Annotated in this window: 11 protein-coding genes; 5 read left to right on the plus strand and 6 right to left on the minus strand. The window is 59.7% G+C overall.

The genetic code is table 11. The features are described from left to right. Nucleotides 1–44: 44 nt before the first annotated feature. Nucleotides 45–485, minus strand: a complete 441-nt coding sequence (locus AEQ67_RS10490; protein ID WP_059403800.1) for an EamA family transporter — start codon at nt 483–485, stop codon at nt 45–47. Nucleotides 486–628: 143 nt separating this feature from the next. Further along, the gene (gene uvrD / locus AEQ67_RS10495) at nt 629–2,812 is read right to left on the minus strand and encodes a DNA helicase II (protein ID WP_059403801.1); all 2,184 of its coding nucleotides are present in this window, start codon (nt 2,810–2,812) and stop codon (nt 629–631) included. A 258-nt stretch (nt 2,813–3,070) separates the two neighbouring features. Between uvrD and AEQ67_RS10500 the strand changes: the two genes are divergently transcribed. Beyond that, nucleotides 3,071–5,941, plus strand: a complete 2,871-nt coding sequence (locus AEQ67_RS10500) for an EAL domain-containing protein (RefSeq protein WP_059403802.1) — start codon at nt 3,071–3,073, stop codon at nt 5,939–5,941. Between the two features lie 64 nt (nt 5,942–6,005). On the opposite strand, the gene AEQ67_RS10505 is transcribed toward AEQ67_RS10500, so the two are convergent. Then, nucleotides 6,006–6,320 (minus strand): hypothetical protein, encoded by a 315-nt coding sequence (locus AEQ67_RS10505; protein ID WP_059403803.1) that lies wholly within the window; start codon nt 6,318–6,320, stop codon nt 6,006–6,008. A gap of 355 nt (nt 6,321–6,675) precedes the next feature. Here AEQ67_RS10505 and hexR point away from each other — a divergent pair, with 355 nt between their 5' ends. Further along, nucleotides 6,676–7,542, plus strand: coding sequence for a transcriptional regulator HexR (hexR, locus tag AEQ67_RS10510; RefSeq protein ID WP_008027445.1), 867 nt, complete (start codon nt 6,676–6,678; stop codon nt 7,540–7,542). A 241-nt stretch (nt 7,543–7,783) separates the two neighbouring features. Further along, complete coding sequence (locus AEQ67_RS10515) at nt 7,784–7,993, plus strand: PA3496 family putative envelope integrity protein (RefSeq protein ID WP_059403804.1); 210 nt, start codon at nt 7,784–7,786, stop codon at nt 7,991–7,993. Here the strand turns inward: AEQ67_RS10515 and AEQ67_RS10520 are convergent. Then, nucleotides 7,935–8,897, minus strand: coding sequence for a LysR family transcriptional regulator (locus tag AEQ67_RS10520; RefSeq protein WP_059403805.1), 963 nt, complete (start codon nt 8,895–8,897; stop codon nt 7,935–7,937). The two genes, AEQ67_RS10515 and AEQ67_RS10520, sit on opposite strands and share 59 nt — an antisense overlap. 190 nt (nt 8,898–9,087) lie before the next feature. Between AEQ67_RS10520 and AEQ67_RS10525 the strand changes: the two genes are divergently transcribed. Both AEQ67_RS10525 and oadA read left to right on the plus strand, forming a co-directional pair. Continuing rightward, entirely contained in the window at nt 9,088–10,503 is a 1,416-nt protein-coding gene (locus AEQ67_RS10525) for an acetyl-CoA carboxylase biotin carboxylase subunit (RefSeq protein ID WP_046030798.1), read from the plus strand. 11 nt (nt 10,504–10,514) lie between these two features. Then, nucleotides 10,515–12,323: a sodium-extruding oxaloacetate decarboxylase subunit alpha gene (gene oadA, locus AEQ67_RS10530; protein ID WP_059403806.1), complete on the plus strand. Its 1,809-nt coding sequence runs from the start codon at nt 10,515–10,517 to the stop codon at nt 12,321–12,323. A gap of 208 nt (nt 12,324–12,531) precedes the next feature. On the opposite strand, the gene AEQ67_RS10535 is transcribed toward oadA, so the two are convergent. Both AEQ67_RS10535 and AEQ67_RS10540 read right to left on the minus strand, forming a co-directional pair. Beyond that, on the minus strand, nt 12,532–14,688 hold the full coding sequence (locus AEQ67_RS10535; protein ID WP_059403807.1) for an autotransporter outer membrane beta-barrel domain-containing protein: 2,157 nt from the start codon (nt 14,686–14,688) through the stop codon (nt 12,532–12,534). Between the two features lie 200 nt (nt 14,689–14,888). Then, entirely contained in the window at nt 14,889–17,852 is a 2,964-nt protein-coding gene (locus AEQ67_RS10540) for an autotransporter outer membrane beta-barrel domain-containing protein (RefSeq protein ID WP_059403808.1), read from the minus strand. Nucleotides 17,853–18,036 lie beyond the last annotated feature (184 nt).

Consider the following 18,036-nt stretch of genomic DNA (forward strand, 5'->3'; position numbering starts at 1 on the left):
CTTTGGTCTGTAGGATGAATGGATAAGTTCTGCAGGAGGGTTGCCTAGCGGCGCAGCGTCAGCATGACCACGCCGGCTGTAATCAGGCCGATCCCGCCCCATTGGCGCAGGTCGAGCCTCTCTCCCAGCAGGATCACGCCCAGCACCGCCACAAGCACCACGCTGAGCTTGTCGACTGGGGCGACGAGCGAGGCCGGGCCGAGTTTCAGCGCCCGGAAATAGCAAATCCACGATGCGCCAGTGGCAAGACCAGACAACAGCAGGAACCAATAGCTCTTGGCGGAGATAGATCCTAATGACTGATATTGGCCCGTGGCGTACAAAATCAAGGCCAGGCTGACCAAAACCACCACGGTGCGCAGCAGGGTGGCGAAGTCGGAATTGACGTTTTCGACGCCAACTTTCGCAAAGATCGCGGTCATCGCGGCGAACACTGCCGACATCAAGGCCCAGAATGTCCAGGAAGAAAAGAAGCCTGAGCCCATGATTTGTTTCCTTTCAGACCAGTCAACGCCTAACCCTGTAGGAGCGAGCTTGCTCGCGAAGAGGCCATATCAGTCGAAATCAGCGTTGACTGACACACCGCTTTCGCGAGCAAGCTCGCTCCTACAGTAGAACTCTGGCGGTGTTAAATCGCTTCCAGCTTGGCGTAGCCCAACATCAGCCACTTACTGCCTTCGCTGAAGTTCACCTGCACCCGTGCCTGAGCCCCGGCGCCTTCGAAGTTCAGGATCACGCCGTCGCCAAACACCGAATGCCGCACGGCCTGGCCGAGGCTGAACCCGGTGTCAGGAATCTCGCTGCCACCAAACAGGCTGCTGGAGCTCTGCTGCTGGCCGCCGCCAAACGGACGGCTGACGCTGTTGGACAAACGCACTTCCTGGATCAGGCCTTTCGGCACTTCACGTACGAAACGCGACACCTTGTTGTAGGTTTCGCTGCCGTACAAGCGTCGGGTTTCAGCATAGGTCATCACCAGGTTTTGCATGGCGCGGGTGATGCCGACGTAGGCCAGACGACGCTCTTCCTCCAGACGGCCGGGCTCTTCCAGGCTCATCTTGTGCGGGAACAGGCCTTCTTCCATGCCCACCAGGAACACGTACGGGAACTCCAGGCCCTTGGCGCTGTGCAGTGTCATCAGCTGAATGCTGTCTTCGTGCTCGTCGGCCTGAGTGTCCCCGGCCTCCAGCGACGCATGACCGAGGAACGCTGCCAGCGGCGTCAGGTCCTCGTCTTCTTCAGCGTTTTCGAAGTTGCGCGCGGCGCTGACCAATTCCTCAAGGTTTTCTACCCGTGCCTGGCCTTTCTCGCCTTTTTCCGCTTCGTGATAGGCAATCAGCCCGGACTGCTCGATGACGGTCTGGGTCATCAGGTGCAGCGGCATGTCCATGCACTTGGCGGCGAGGTTCTCGATCAACTCGATAAACGCCCCGAGCGCCCCGGCGGCACGGCCGGTCAGGCCTTTATTGGCGACCAGCAGACGCATCGCTTCCCACATCGACACATCGCTATGGCGCGCGTGATCGCGAATCGCTTCGACGGTTTTTTCACCGATGCCCCGGGCCGGAACGTTGATCACCCGCTCCAGCGCCGCATCATTGCCACGACCTTCCAGCAAACGCAGGTAGGCCATCGCATTCTTGATTTCCGCTCGCTCGAAGAAGCGCTGACCACCATAGATGCGGTACGGAATACGCTCGCGCAGCAATGCTTCTTCCAAAACGCGCGATTGGGCGTTGGAACGGTACAGAATCGCGATATCGCTGCGTGCCAAGCCGGTTTTCAGCGCGCTTTCGATGGTTTCGACAACGTAGCGAGCTTCGTCGTGCTCGTTGAACGCGGCGTACAGGTTGATCGCTTCGCCTTCGCCACCCTCGGTCCACAACTCTTTGCCCATGCGCCCGGTGTTGTTGGCGATCAAGGCGTTGGCAGCCTTGAGGATCCCGGCGGTGGAGCGATAGTTTTGCTCCAGACGAATGGTCTCGGCGTCCGGGAAGTCGTCGGAATACTGATAGATGTTTTCGATTTTCGCGCCACGCCAGCCGTAGATCGACTGATCGTCGTCGCCGACCACCATCAGGCTGTCGCCGCCCTTGGCCAGCAAACGCAACCAGGCGTACTGCACGGCGTTGGTGTCCTGGAACTCGTCCACCAGAATGTGCCGGAAGCGCTTTTGATAATGCGCCAGCAAGCCCGGGTGATCGCGCCACAGGTCGAGCGCGCGCAGCAGCAGCTCGGAGAAGTCGATGACGCCAGCGCGCAGGCACGCGGCCTCATAGGCTTCATAGATGTTGCGCATGGTCGCCAGGAACAGGTCGCCGCTGGCTTGAATGTGTTTTGGACGCAGACCTTCGTCTTTCTGCCCGTTGATGAACCACTGGGCCTGACGGGCCGGCCAGCGTTGCTCGTCCAGGCCCAGCTCGCGGATCACCCGCTTGACCAGCCGTTGCTGGTCGTCGCTGTCGAGGATCTGGAAAGTCTGGCTCAGGCCGGCTTCCTGCCAGTGCGCCCGCAGCAAGCGGTGCGCCAGGCCGTGGAAGGTGCCGACCCACATGCCGGCCGGGTTGATACCCATCAGCTGCTCGATGCGATGACGCATCTCGGCAGCGGCCTTGTTGGTGAAGGTTACCGACAGGATCGAGTGGGGCGAGGCGTTCTCGACCTGGATCAACCAGGCGATACGGTGCACCAGCACTCGGGTTTTACCGGAACCAGCACCGGCCAGGACCAACTGACGACCCACGGAGGCAGCTACGGCCTGGCGTTGGGCATCGTTGAGGGAGTTCAGCAGAAGGGAGAGATCATCGCGCATCGGGGCATTCTAGGGGGCGGCGCCACACCGGGCAAACCCCGTATCGCTTTAGCCGATGAAAGATCGGTGGAGGACGACCGGTCGGTCACTGGCTGCAAGCATTGACGGGGCTCGCTTGGCAGCTTTTACACAGGCGCGGGCAGTCGAGACTTTCGTCTATTTTATGATCTGGAGCAGTTTGGTCCGGGCACTTGCTTGTGTATGCTCCGTCGACGTTTCGGGCTCATGCTCATCATTATAAGAACAAGAACATTGCCTATGACCCTCAGCTCCGACCTGTCGGGCCCCACTGTGGAGCCCCGGGTTATCCGTAAACAGTACGCCATGGAAATGGCGGTCGAACGCACGCGCCTGCTTTACCAGGGCTCGCTATTGCCCACGCTGTTCATGTTGATCAATGGTCTGGTCTGCGCCGGGTTGCTCTGGAGTCCGCAGCGCTACTTCCTGGTCAGCGTCTGGCTGGTGTGGTTGTTGTCGCTGGTGGCGCTGCGGGTGATTCAGGTAGCGGCCTTCGACTCGGCGATTCCCAACCGGCAGGCCCATCCGATCTGGCGTCGTATGTTTTTGCTCGGCTCAGGCCTCACCGGCTTGACCCTGGCCGGTGCCGGCATTGCGCTGGTCCCTGCGGATAACTTCATGCAGCAAGCCTGGGTGTTCGGCCTGATTGGTGCCGCGGCCCTCTCGGCCAGCGTTGCCTACGCCGTCAGCCTGCCAGCCTTCCTGTCCTTTACCTTGCCCTGTCTGTTGCCGGCCATCGGCTATCTATTTTGGGGCGGCGATGAGCAGGGGCAGGGTTGGGGCTGGTTCGGCCTGATTCTGCTGGGTGCGTTGAGCGTCGTCGCCTGGCAGGTCAACCGGTTGATCGATAGCGGGCTGTTGCGGCGCTTTCAGAATCAGGCGCTGATCGAGCATTTACAGCAGGCGCAAAGCTGCAGCGACCAGCTCAATCAAAAGCTGGCCAAGGAAATCGACCAACGCCGTCGTGCCGAAGACGAACTGCGGGAGATTCAGATCGACCTGGAAAGCCGTGTCGCCCAGCGCAGCCTGGAACTGGACGCCGCCAACCAGGCCCTGAGCAAGAGCGAGGCGCGTCTGGCGCTGGCGTTGAAGGCCAGTGAACTGGGCTTGTGGGACTGGAACCTGCAAACCGATGAAGTCCATCACACCCAGCTTCAAGAGCTGTTCGGCCTGGAGCCTGACTACGTGACGGCGATGCTGCGTCACCTCAAACCGCGTCTGCACCCGGACGACTTGCCGGCACTGAAGCGTGCGCTGGTCGAGCATTTGAAGGGCCGCACCGAGGATTACCAGATCGAATACCGCGTGCGCCATGGCGACGGTCATTGGGTCTGGATCGAGGACCGGGGGCGGGCGGTTGAGCGCAGCGAAAATGGCCGGGTGATCCGCATGGTCGGCACCCGCCGCGACATCAGTATCAGCAAAGGCCTGGAAGAGCAGCGGCAACTGGCGGCAACCGTTTTCGAGGCGGCCAGCGAAGGTATCGTGATTTTTGACCCCCATTACGCGCTGATCGCGGTCAATCAAGCTTTCAGCCGGGTCACCGGCTATGACATCGAAGACATGCTCGGGCGTAACGTGGTCGAATTACCGTGCAGTCGCGATGCTCGCCGGCATTACGGGGCGATTCATCAGGCGCTGGAACAGCACGGCAGCTGGCAGGGCGAACTGGTGGAAACCCGCAAGAATGGCGAGTTGTATCCTCAATTCTTGCAACTGAATACGGTGCGCGATGCTCGGGGAAACGTCAGCCATATCGTGGGTTTCTTCGCCGATCTATCGGCTCGTCGTGAATCCGAAGAGCGCATGCGTTACCTGACCCATTACGACGAACTGACCGGCCTGGCCAACCGTTCGCTGTTCCGCGAACGGTTAAACGAGGCTCATCAGCGCGTGCGCCAGGGCGTCCACCGCAGCCTCGCGTTGCTGCATATCAATCTGGATCGCTTCAAGCTGCTCAACGACAGCCTTGGCCATGAAATCGCCGATCAGTTATTGCAGAAAATGGCCCGGCGGCTGGTCAACGCACTGCCTGAGGCGGACACCATTGCACGTTTGTCCGGCGATGAGTTCGCGGTGTTGTTCAATGCTTACGGCAACCTTTCAAGCCTGGCGCGGGTGGCAACACGCTTGTCGACCAAGCTGCGCTTGCCAGTGACCGTCGATGGCCATGAACTGGTGGTCAGCGCGTCCATGGGCATCAGCCTGTTGCCGGACAACGCGCGGGAGATTTCTGCATTGGTCAGCCAGTCGAACATGGCCATGCAGCATGCCAAACATCTGGGCGGCAATAATTTCCAGTTCTACACCGACAGCCTGCAGGCCAGCACGCTGGAGCGCTTGCAACTGGAAAACCAGCTGCGCAAAGCCATCGAAGAAAAGCAGCTGAAGGTGTTTTACCAGCCGAAACTCTGCCTTGCCACGGGCCGGCTGAATGCCGCCGAAGCGCTGGTGCGCTGGGATCACCCAACCATGGGCCAGGTCCCGCCGGGGGATTTCATCGGGCTGGCCGAGGAAACCGGGCTGATTGGTCCCATTGGTGAGTTCGTATTGCGCCAGGCCTGCTGGCAAGCCTGCGAATGGCAGCGCCAGGGGCTTGCGCCGATTCGGGTGTCGGTCAATCTGTCGGTGCATCAACTGCGTCAGGGCAAATTGGTCAGTCTGGTTCGTCAGGTGCTGGAAGAAACCGGTCTGGCGCCGCACTACCTCGAGCTGGAACTCACTGAAAGCCAGTTGCTGGACAGCGTCGAGCACATCATCGCGACCTTCCAGCAGTTGCGCGATCTGGGGGTAAAACTGGCGATCGATGATTTTGGCACCGGCTATTCGTCCCTGAGCTACCTCAAGCGCATTCCGGTGGATTACGTGAAGATTGATCAGGCGTTTATTCGCGGTCTGGGCGAGGGTAGTGTGGATACGGCGATCACCCGGGCGATCATTGCCATGGCTCACGGCCTGTCGTTGAAAGTGGTAGCTGAAGGGGTGGAGCGGCCGGAGCAGCTTGAGTTTCTCAAGGGTGAACACTGTGATGAGGTGCAGGGATATTTGATCAGCCGGCCGATCGAGGCGGACGGGTTGGCAGCTCTGCTACGGGAGCAAGGCGCAGACTAGCGCGGGGGAAACTTCCCGTCAGGCACCTTGATGGTCTGACGGGACATCTTTAAGCGCTGTGCTGTTAGTGGGTAATCAGCACTTTATCAATATGATGCAGCAACTTCCCTTCGTAGAAGATGCTGACGCCGGTGACATTGGAGTCACCCAATACTTTATATTCAACAACTTTATCAGTTTCGACTTGCAGCGAAATCTCATTGGAATTTTCAAGTTTCAATTCCAGTCGCAGATCAAAGGATTTGTCTTGAATGGCCGTCATTTCCAGTTTCGGCGTAACGCCTGTGTGCGCAACGGTTACGGTGCCAAAGGTGCGGAAAGAAGCGGCGCCTGGCATGCGGTCAATTTGTGCGGTCCAATCTTTGGTTTTAATGCTCATAGTGTATAACTCCATTAATTAAGTGATGTTGCTTCCTGCCCGAGCAATATACCCAACTAAGTTCATTTGTGGTGGGTATATGCAGTTGGTATTTGTAAGGTTGTATGTTTTATGTTGTTGATTGCGTGGCAACTAACAAGAGAAACTCAACGTGGTTCGACTAGTTGCCGCCATTACCCTGGAGGGCATGGATCGGTGGCTCGCCTGGTCACTGACGATGAGCGCTACATCGAGCGCGCGCACCTGAAGTCGAGGGATATGGTTACGCATTGAGCAGGCAAAAAGCCGATTCATGTAGTATAACTACAAGCTTGCTACATCCCCGGCGCCTGCCAATAACAAAGAGTCCAGCCCCTTGAATCTGCTGCAACACATCGCCCAGTCACGCCACCTGTTACGCAAGTCGGAGCTCAAGGTCGCCGACCACGTGCTGCTTGACCCCGCGGCGGTGATGCACAGCTCCATGGCCGACCTGGCCCACAGCGTAGGTATCAGTGAGCCGACCATCGTGCGGTTTTGCCGCGCCATTGGTTGTTCCGGTTTCCAGGACTTGAAGTTGAAGCTGGCGCAGAGCCTTGCGGCTGGCGCGAGTTTCGGGCAGTTCGCGATCCATGAAGACGATTCGGTGGCTGACTACAGCCTGAAAATCTTCGACACCACGCTGCATACATTGATGGAGGTTCGCGAGAAGCTCGATCCGGTGGAGTTGCAGCGGGCGGTGTCGCTCATGTCTCAGGCCCAGCGGGTCGAGTTCTATGGTTTTGGCGCATCGGGCGCGGTAGCGGCGGATGCCCAGCACAAGTTCTTCCGTTTGCTGCTGACCGCTGCGGCGTATTCCGACCCGCACATGCAGGCGATGTCGGCGGTGACCCTGAAGCCAACTGACGTGGCGATCTGTATTTCCCAGTCGGGGCGTTCCAAGGATTTGTTGATCACCGCGAATCTGGTGCGCGAAAGCGGCGCTTCGCTGATCACGTTGTGCCCGAGCCAGACGCCCTTGGCGGAGCTGTCGACCGTCAACCTGGCGATCGATGTGCACGAAGACACTGAAATCTACACGCCGCTAACCTCGCGTATCGCCCACCTGGTGGTGATCGACGTGTTGGCGATGGGCGTGGCCATGGCGCGTGGGCCGAGCCTGGTCAATCACCTCAAGAGCGTCAAACGCAGCCTTCGCAGTTTGCGCTTGTCGCCCAAATCGGTGAAAGCGCTGGACGACTGACGTCGTCGTAAGGTCGTTCCGACCTTAATCGCGAGCAGGCTCGCTCCCACAAGGATCGGCGGTGTTGCGCAAAAGGCGTAAACACCACCAAACCCTGTGGGAGCGGGCTTGCCCGCGAAGGCATCCTCAAAAACACCCCCTGTCATCTGCCAATATTCACATCGCTGTAACCCACCCGCCGCCAAACCGTCATCCCCAACGTTCATCGTGTAACTCCCGTACTCGCCTTGGGAGACTCGAAATGGCCCAGCCCTACGAAGAACGCAACAGCGCTGTCAAAACCCGTCGCCAGCAAGAAGACCAGCGCCGCATGGAATTTCGCCGCGCTATCGAAGATCGCTGTGAACGCCGTCAGCTTCTGGCCGAGATTGGCGATTTTCCTGATGTAGAGCTCAACTACTGGCAGGCCGCGCCGGCAACTTCGCGTCGAAACGTTCAACCAGCGCGCTGATCTGCACCCGTTCGCTACGAATAAACGCAAGGAATGCGTGAGCCACCGGTGACAGGCGTTTAGCCTTGGCCTGCACCAGGCACCAGCTGCGGTATAGCGGCAGCTCTTCGACAGGCAACTCGATCAATCCGCCTGTCGCCAACTCAAGGTTCAGGGCGTGACGCGTCAACAGCGCCACGCCCAGACCCGCCAGCACACATTCACGCTGAGCTTCGGCAGACGAGACCTCCTGGGTCTGGTTGAAGTGCACGCGCTTCTCCTTGAAATATTCTTCGCACGCCAGCCGCGTCCCGGAGCCGAGTTCGCGCATCAGCAGTGTGTAGGGTTCCAGATCCTGCAAGCGCAGCGGACCCATGTGGCACAGCGGATGATCCGGTGGTGCCACGGCAACGATCGGGTTGTTGAGGAACGGCAAGAACTCCAGCCCCATGTCCTGCGGCACCATGGACATGATCACCAGGTCATCACGGTTGTCCGACAGGCGTCGAATCACCTGCCCGCGATTGACCACCGTCAGTTGCAGGTTCACTTCCGGGTGCTGGCGCTTGAACGCGGCAAACAGGTGCGGCACGAAATACTTGGCGCTGGATTCCACCGCCAGTTTCAGCTGACCCTGCAACGACCCCTGCATGTCCGAGAGCTGCATATCGAGGTTTTCCAGGCGCCCGAAAATGTCCCGGCTGGCGCGCTGGAGTGCTTCGGCCGCTTCGGTCATGTAGAGTTTTTTGCCGACGTAATCGAACAAAGGCTGACCAATCAGCTCCTCAAGTTGACGGATCTGTAGGCTGACAGCCGGTTGTGTGAGAGACATTTCGTCAGCCGCACGGCTGTAGGAGCGCAAATCACAGACTTCGTTGAAAATCTGCAATTGACGCAATGTCATACGCATCAATGACTTACGCATTATCTAGACGCTCTCGCCGCAGGCTGAAGCATCAACTATAAGTCTTTACTTATGTCTGACCCAATAATTAATCATTTTTGTTAATCCCTTGTGGGGGCTAGTGTGGTGCTGCGACCAAATTGAAACATTTGGTCACGCGTCGACCTGGTCTAGCAGGTCGTGAGTACCACCGGCTCAAGGGAACCTCCAAGTGATAAAAAAGATCCTGATCGCCAACCGTGGTGAGATTGCCGTACGAATCGTGCGTGCCTGCGCCGAGATGGGCATTCGCTCGGTCGCGATCTATTCCGACGCCGACCGCCATGCCTTGCATGTGAAGCGTGCGGACGAGGCCCACAGCATCGGTGCCGAGCCACTGGCCGGATACCTGAACGCGCGCAAACTGGTGAATCTGGCGGTGGAAACCGGCTGTGATGCCTTGCATCCCGGCTACGGCTTCCTCTCGGAAAACGCTGAGTTGGCGGACATCTGCGCCGAGCGCGGGATCAAGTTCATCGGTCCATCGGCTGAAGTGATTCGCCGCATGGGCGACAAGACTGAAGCCCGTCGCAGCATGATCAAGGCGGGCGTACCAGTCACCCCGGGAACCGAAGGCAACGTCGCGGACATCGCCGAAGCCCTGGTTGAAGGCGACCGCATCGGTTATCCGGTGATGCTCAAGGCCACCTCCGGTGGTGGCGGCCGTGGTATCCGTCGCTGCGACAGCCGGGAAGAACTTGAACAAGCGTTCCCTCGGGTCATTTCCGAAGCCACCAAGGCGTTCGGTTCCGCGGAAGTGTTCCTGGAAAAGTGCATCGTCAATCCGAAACACATCGAAGCGCAGATTCTTGGCGACAGCTTCGGCAACGTGGTGCACCTGTTCGAGCGTGATTGCTCGATCCAGCGTCGCAACCAGAAGCTGATCGAAATCGCCCCGAGCCCGCAACTGACTCCGGAACAGCGCGCCTACATCGGCGACCTGTCGGTGCGTGCGGCCAAGGCTGTGGGTTACGAGAATGCCGGCACTGTGGAGTTCCTGCTCGCCGAGGGCGAGGTGTACTTCATGGAGATGAACACCCGGGTGCAGGTGGAACACACCATCACCGAAGAAATCACCGGCATCGACATTGTGCGTGAGCAGATCCGCATCGCGTCCGGCCTGCCGCTTTCGGTAAAACAGGAAGACATCCAGCACCGCGGTTTCGCGCTGCAATTCCGGATCAACGCCGAAGACCCGAAAAACAATTTCCTGCCGAGCTTCGGCAAGATCACCCGGTACTACGCCCCCGGCGGCCCCGGTGTGCGCACCGACACGGCGATCTACACCGGCTACACCATTCCGCCGTTCTACGACTCCATGTGCCTGAAACTGGTGGTGTGGGCGCTGACCTGGGAAGAGGCGATGGACCGTGGCTTGCGCGCCCTCGACGACATGCGTCTGCAAGGGGTCAAGACCACCGCCGCGTACTACCAGGAAATCCTGCGCAACCCGGAATTCCGTAGCGGCCAGTTCAACACCAGCTTCGTTGAAAGCCACCCTGAACTGACCAACTACTCGATCAAGCGCAAACCCGAAGAGCTGGCCCTGGCCATCGCCGCCGCCATCGCCGCCCACGCAGGCCTGTGAGGAATAGAACAATGAGCAAGAAGATCCATGTAACCGACACCATCCTGCGCGACGCCCACCAATCGCTGCTCGCCACCCGCATGCGCACCGAAGACATGCTGCCGATCTGCGACAAGCTCGACAAAGTCGGCTACTGGTCGCTGGAATGCTGGGGCGGCGCGACCTTCGACGCCTGCGTACGCTTCCTTAAAGAAGACCCGTGGGAGCGTCTGCGCCAACTGCGCGCTGCGCTGCCTAACACGCGCCTGCAAATGCTCCTGCGTGGCCAGAACCTGCTGGGCTACCGCCATTACAGCGATGACGTGGTCAGGGCCTTCGTCGCCAAGGCTGCGGTTAATGGCATCGACGTGTTCCGCATTTTCGACGCGATGAACGATGTGCGTAACCTGCGTGTGGCTATCGAAGCGGTCAAAGCTGCCGGCAAACACGCCCAGGGCACTATCGCGTACACCACCAGCCCGGTGCACACCATCGAGGCCTTCGTCGCCCAAGCCAAGCAAATGGAAGCCATGGGTTGCGACTCGGTGGCGATCAAGGACATGGCCGGCTTGCTGACCCCGTATGCCACCGGCGAACTGGTCAAGGCATTGAAGTCCGAGCAATCGTTGCCGGTGTTCATTCACTCGCACGATACCGCTGGCCTGGCCGCCATGTGCCAACTCAAGGCCATCGAAAACGGTGCCGACCATATCGACACCGCGATCTCCAGTTTCGCCTGGGGCACCAGCCACCCGGGCACCGAGTCGATGGTCGCCGCCCTTAAAGGCAGCGAGTTCGACACTGGCCTGAACCTGGAATTGCTGCAAGAGATCGGCCTGTACTTCTATGCCGTGCGCAAGAAGTACCACCAGTTCGAAAGCGAATTCACCGCCGTCGACACCCGCGTTCAGGTCAACCAAGTACCGGGCGGGATGATTTCCAACCTGGCCAACCAGTTGAAAGAGCAGGGCGCCCTGAATCGCATGAGTGAAGTGCTGGCAGAGATTCCGCGCGTTCGTGAAGACCTCGGCTTCCCGCCGCTGGTGACCCCGACCTCGCAGATCGTCGGCACCCAGGCGTTCTTCAACGTCCTGGCAGGCGAGCGCTACAAGACCATCACCAATGAAGTGAAGCTTTACCTGCAAGGCGGCTACGGCAAGGCGCCGGGCACCGTGAACGAGAAACTGCGTCGCCAGGCGATCGGCAGCGAAGACGTGATCGACGTGCGTCCAGCCGATCTGCTCAAGCCTGAAATGACGAAGCTGCGTGCCGAAATCGGCGCCGTGGCCAAGTCCGAAGAAGACGTGCTGACCTACGCCATGTTCCCGGACATCGGCCGCAAGTTCCTCGAAGAACGTGCTGCGGGCACCCTGACACCTGAAGTGCTGTTGCCGATTCCTGAAGCCGGTGGCGTGACCTCGGCCGGTGGCGAAGGCGTGCCGACCGAGTTCGTCATCGACGTCCACGGCGAAACCTACCGCGTCGACATCACCGGTGTTGGCGTCAAGGCTGAAGGCAAGCGCCACTTCTACCTGTCCATCGACGGCATGCCGGAAGAAGTGGTGTTCGAACCGCTCAACGAATTCGTCAGCGGCGGCAGCAGCAAGCGCAAGCAAGCCACTGCACCGGGCCATGTCAGCACCACCATGCCGGGCAACATCGTCGACGTGCTGGTCAAGGAAGGCGACACCGTCAAGGCTGGCCAGGCTGTGCTGATTACTGAAGCCATGAAGATGGAAACCGAAGTCCAGGCCGCCATTGCCGGCAAAGTCACTGCCATTCACGTGGCCAAGGGCGACCGGGTGAATCCGGGCGAAATCCTGATCGAGATCGAAGGCTGAGTTAACAGCCGGGATCACACCGTTTTAAACCTCGGGGGGGCATGTGCTCCCCTTTTTTTTGTGCGCCGATCAAATCGTTCCCTGTAGGAGCTGTCGAGTGAAACGAGGCTGCGATCTTTTGATTCTGTTTTTTAAAAGCAAGATCAAAAGATCGCAGCCTCGTTTCACTCGACAGCTCCTACAGGATTTGTGTTGAGTCAGTGGAAGATCAGAACGCCATCCGCCACTGCCCCATCACGCCGTAGCTGCGGCTGTCGCTGCCGGCTTCGCCGGTAAGGCCAACCCCCACGCTGTGATTTGCCGAGAGCCCAAGGTCCAGACCGGCATCCACCAGCAGGCTGTTGCGATCCAGTTCCGCTCCGTAAACGGTGTAGTTGTTGCCACCAGTGACCAACCGTTGGCGGGTGTGGGTGTAGAGCTCGCCGTAAGTGTGTTTCCAGCCAGCACTTAATCTCGGTGTCAGCCGCATACCGTTATCCAGGGTCTCGACCTTCGCCAGGCGCAAACCAAACGTACTGTTCATGTTGCTTTGGGCCTGCTCATGAACCTTCAACGCCGCGGCCCCACCTTTTTCGGTGTAGCCGTCGCGCTGATAGCGTTGGTAACCGAGGCTGGCGAACGGTTCGAAGCTGACGTTGTAGCGGCCAAGGTTGTAACCCACCTCCGCGAAGGCTTGTTGGGTGTTGGCATCGTAGCTGCCTTTTGGGCGATCACTGAAACCGCTGAAGGCGACCCGGCGTGCGGTGCTTCCATCGTGGCTGCCGTAAGTCGCGCCAAGCCGAAGTGACATCGGACCGTTCTGCCTCAATGCGTAAGCGCCGAGATGCCAGCTATCGAGATTGCCATCGAGTTCGCGGCTATCCAATTGCGTACGAGAGCTACCGCCCATGACCCCCAGGCGCCATTCCTCGTCGATGCTCCAATCCGCACCCAGCAGCAGTCCCTTGGTCGAATGTTGCAAGGGCTCAATGTCGCGATCCAGTTTCCCGCCGTGACCCAGTGCTTGCAGCCAGACCCTGCCATTGTCTTCGCTGCCGGCAGCCAGGCGTGGTGCGTTGTTGCGTTTGCTCTGATTGGCTGTGCCCAATTGGCGCATGGCCGAAAGCATGCTGCCGCTGACTGGATCGACACTGCTCAAGGTCGCTTTGGCCAGGTTGGCGTTGCTGGAGCCGGCCAGTTGTTCGAGGGCGTATGAGGCCGTTTCTTTGTTGGAGGCGAGCAGGGTGGTGATGGCAGCGTTCGATACTGGTTTTTGGGTTGTAGCGGAAGCGCTTGCGGCAGTCGAAGGCTGCGACGCTGCGGGCGGTGTGTCAGTGCTGGTGGTTGGCGTCGCTGCGGCGACGACAGTGTTTTCACTGTCCGAGGGTATTTGAACTTCCGGACTATTTTGGAGTGGCTCGATGACGCTTTTGCCGAACTCCCGTCCGTTGTCAGTATCGGCAAGACTCTCGATAGGCACTTCATTACGAGCATAGGTCAGGCCGACATTCTTTTCGTTGTGCTGCAGGGTTGGTGTCATGAAAGCCAGGTCACTAATGACCGTGCCGAATTGGCCTTCAATCTTGTTGGCTTCAATGATTGTGTACTGGCTGCTCTGCGGAAATTCGCCCTCTGTCGTGACGACTTTGAGAGTCGTGCTATCGAGTTTGGCTGTGCCATCGACCTTGATGGTTTCGCTGGAACCGTCGGGGTTGACCTCATAGGACAAGACCGCTGTTTTGGACAGGCTCATGTCGCCTTTCACCGTCGGTGCGCCTTGCAATCGGTTGACCGTCATGTGGCCTTGAACGTGGAGGGCCCCCACGCTGCCGTTGCCACTGAACGCCGCTTTTTCGAAGACGTCGACGCGGCCATCGATATCGCCCTTATTGTTCAGAGTGCCCTGAACCCACGCATCGCCGGCGATACGTCCTGCATTGGCAAGGGTCGCTTTCGGACGAACCAGGGCACCCGTACTGAAGTCTCCTTCACCGGTCTTTGTCCAGGAACCCTGCTTGACGTCGAGTCGCTGGAATTGGCGGGTGTCACCGAGGCTGCCACCTTTTGCGGCATCGAGTTGTACGGCGTTCTCACCGCTGCCGCCATCCAGCAGTCCGGTGATACTCCCGCGAGTCCCAATCGTGATCAAATCATTGCGATCATCCAGTTGCAGGGTGCTGCCGTCCGTTGCTTTCTTGATCGTTTGGGAGAGGGTGTCGGTAGCGTTCAGGAAGCGATCAAAGTCGGCGATCGCCGCCGACGTTTTAGCCGTGGGAAAATCCATCTCGGCCGTGGTCTGCTGAGCAATCGCAAAATCAGCGCAACCCAAGGCAAGCGCAATCGCCAAGGCGAGGTGCTGTGGTCGGTAAGTGTGTTGAGTGGGCATCGGAGTCTGGCCTCTTTTGACAGGAGACCAAACTCTAAAAGGCAGCCACAAATACCGATGTCAGGCGCGTCCGCAGGTGCTGCGGCTGATGTCGGCGTTTGGCGCGGAAAAAAGGCAACCGCTTAAAGGCGGCTGACTTTATCGGAGAGAGAAGACGATTTTTCTTACAAAAAATCGAGACCAGCGTCTCTATCGCTCTGTCAGAAACTCATCTGCCATTGCCCGATCACCCCATGATTGCGGCTGTTGCTGCCGATCTCGCCGCTATAGCCAACCCCGACGCTATGCCGCGCCGAGATGCCAACATCCAGCCCGGCTTCCAGCACCAGGCTGTCACGGTCCAGTGAGCTGCCATCGACACTAAACGCCGTGCCACCGACCACGAAGGCCTGGCGAGTCGAGTTACTGACGTCGCCATAGGTGTGTTTCCAGCCGGCCGTCATGCGCGGGGTCAGGCTCATGCCGTTGTCCAGGCTGCTCAGGTGCGCAAGGCGCAGGCCGAAAGTGGTGCTGAAATTATCCTGAGTTTGGCCGTCGACCTGCAGGGCTGCGGTGCCGCCTTTTTCCTGATAGCTGTCGCGGTGATAGCGCTGGTAGCCGAGGTTGGCGAACGGCTCTGCGCTGAGGCGGCCGCTGCCCATGGCGTAGCCGAGTTCGGCGAACGCCTGTTGGCTGTCGGCGTCGTAATCGCCTTTGGGCCGGTCGCTGAAACCGTTGAAGGCCACGGTGCGTTTGCTTTCACCCTGATGACCGCTGTACGCCGCGCCGAGGCGCACGGCCAACGGGCCGTTTTGGCGCAGGGCATAGACGCCGGCGTGCCAGCTCTCGACATTGCCATCGACGCCGGTAGCATCCAGATCGGTCTTCGAATAACCGCCGAGCACGCCCAGGCGCCATTGCGGATCGAGTGACCAGTCGACGCCCAGCACCGTGCCTTTGCTGCGCTGTTCCAGGCCGCTGCTGCCGTGTTCGCCGTCGAGCTTGCCGTAGCCGCCGATGGCCTGCAACCAGAGGCGGCCCTGGGCGTTTGGATCGTTGAGATTACGTGCTGCGTTGGGTACGCCGTTAGCGGCGAGGACCGGCGTGTCCCGTTGCTCGAGGCCCACCAGCAATGCGGACCCACTGCCCATCTGTTGCATCGCCGACAGCATGCTACCGCCGATCTGGTTGCTGACACCCAGGGTCGCGCTGGTCAGGTCGGCGTTGCTGGCGCCGCTGAGCTGCTCGATGGCCGCGCCCGCCGTGGCGCTAGTGGTATTGAGCAGGGCGTTGTACAGCGCATTGTTTTGGCCTATGGAGGCCAGGCTGTTGGCGGCGCTGCTGCCGTTGCCGGTGACGGCGAATTCGTTGAAGGCGACATCGTTGCGGGTGTACGTCAGGTCGACCTGGGTGGGCGTGTAGGCCAGGGTCGGCGTGATGAACGCGTAGTCGCTGGTGACCTTGCCGAAGGTGCCGTTGACGCTCGCCGCCTGCAACACGGTGTAGTGGCTTTGCCACGGATAAGTGCCTTCGCTTGGGTTCACCGCCAGCGTCGCGCCGTTGAGGTTGGCCGTGCCGCCTACCTGAATCGGCGCGCTGCTGCCATCGGCGTTGACGCCATAGGCCAAGGTCGAACCGTTGCCCATGGTCAAGTCGCGGGTGATGATCGCGGTGCCGAGTCTGGTGTTGGTCTGCAAGGTGCCATTGACCAGCAGATTGCCCACCGAACCACCGCCGGCATACACGCCACCCGCGTCGACTGTCAGGCTGCCAGCGATACCGCCCTGGTTGATCAGCGTCGCGCCATTGCGCACGGCGCCGCCGTCACTGAAATCGCCGCTGCCGGTCAGCGTCCAGGCGCCTTGCTTGACCTCCAGCCATTCAAAGTGGCGACTGGCGCCGAAGCTGCCGCCCGCCACGTCATCCATCACCACGCGGTCGACTCCGCTGCCGCCGTCGACCACGCCGACAAAGCGACTGCCGTTACGCAGGGTCAGGCTGTCGTTGCCACCGCCCAAGTCCAACGCCAGGCCGTCGCTGCCGCTGATGGTCCCGCCGTTGATCACGCTGTCGGCAAACTCGCCGACGAACTTCACGCCAAACCCATCGAGGCCTTGAATGCCCCCGAAGTTTCCCAGGGTCGTCGCGGCCACGCCGGAACCGCCGCTGCCGTCGTCGACCAATATGGCGCTGTTGGCGCCGCTGATCAGCGCGTCTTTGGCGTTCAGCACGTAGCCGCCACCGAGCGCGATACCTTCGCTGCCATTGGCGAAGCCGTTCTTATCGACGCCACCTGCACCGATGCCTTGGATGGTGCCGTAGTTTTCGATGTGGGCGAACTTGTCGATGTCCACGCCATCGCCGTCACCGTTGGGCTGCAACCCGGAATAGGCACCGGTGATGGTGCCGTGGTTGATTACGGTGCCATCGCCATCGGAGCCGAAACCCGAGCCGTTGCGCCCGGTGATTTGCCCGTAGTTGGTCAGTGTCGCGCCCAGGTCGGTGGTGATGCCGTGGCGGCCACCGGAGATCGTGCCGTAGTTGGTCACGGTCACGCCGGTTGCCGAATCGATATCGATGCCATCGAACTTCTCGTCAGCGTTGTGGGCATCGCCCGTGGAGATCTCGCCATAGTTGGTGATGGTCGCGTTGGCGCCGGTCTTCATGCCATCGCTGGCATCCCCGCGAATCAACCCGCCCGCGCGATTGATAATGGTGGTCGTGACCCCGGCGCTGCGCAGCGCATCGAGGTCCAGGCCCTGGCCAGTGGTGGAGCGGATGATGCCGCTGTTATCGATCAACAGACTGCCGCTGGCGAAATTGCTGTCGATGCGCAGGGCGTCGTTGAACCCGAGAATCTGCCCGCCGGCCCGGTTGTAAATGCTGTAGTTGCGCGCCTGGGTTAGGTCGCCGCTGCTGTCGATGGCCCGCCCACCGGTGGAAATGATCTTCCCCGCGTTATCGATCTTCACACCGACGCCGGCGGTAGCGTCCTTGAGGCTGACCGTCTTGCCGGCGTTGGTAATGCTGCCAGGCGCCGAAATCGTCAACGTGTCCGCACCGCCGAGGGTTTGCGCGATGGTGGTCGCGGTGTCGATCTGCACGTTTTTGTACGGCGCAGCACTGACGCCAGTGCTGATCAACAGGGCGATGCTGAGCGCCAGACGCTGGGGCGAGAAGGGCATGGGGTGGACGTCCGTGTTGTTATAAGCGGGGCGTCCTGTATAGCGAAGGGTTTTTACAGAATGATGTCTGCGCAAATGCATTCTTTTGCATTTTGACCGGATAAACACACATTTATATGCAATTTAATGCGTTTTTTGGGCAGCGTTCAGATTCGTGAATGCATTATTTTGCACATCGTTTTGC

The sequence above is a fragment of the Pseudomonas sp. RIT-PI-q genome, from assembly GCF_001297125.1.
Lineage (GTDB): Bacteria > Pseudomonadota > Gammaproteobacteria > Pseudomonadales > Pseudomonadaceae > Aquipseudomonas.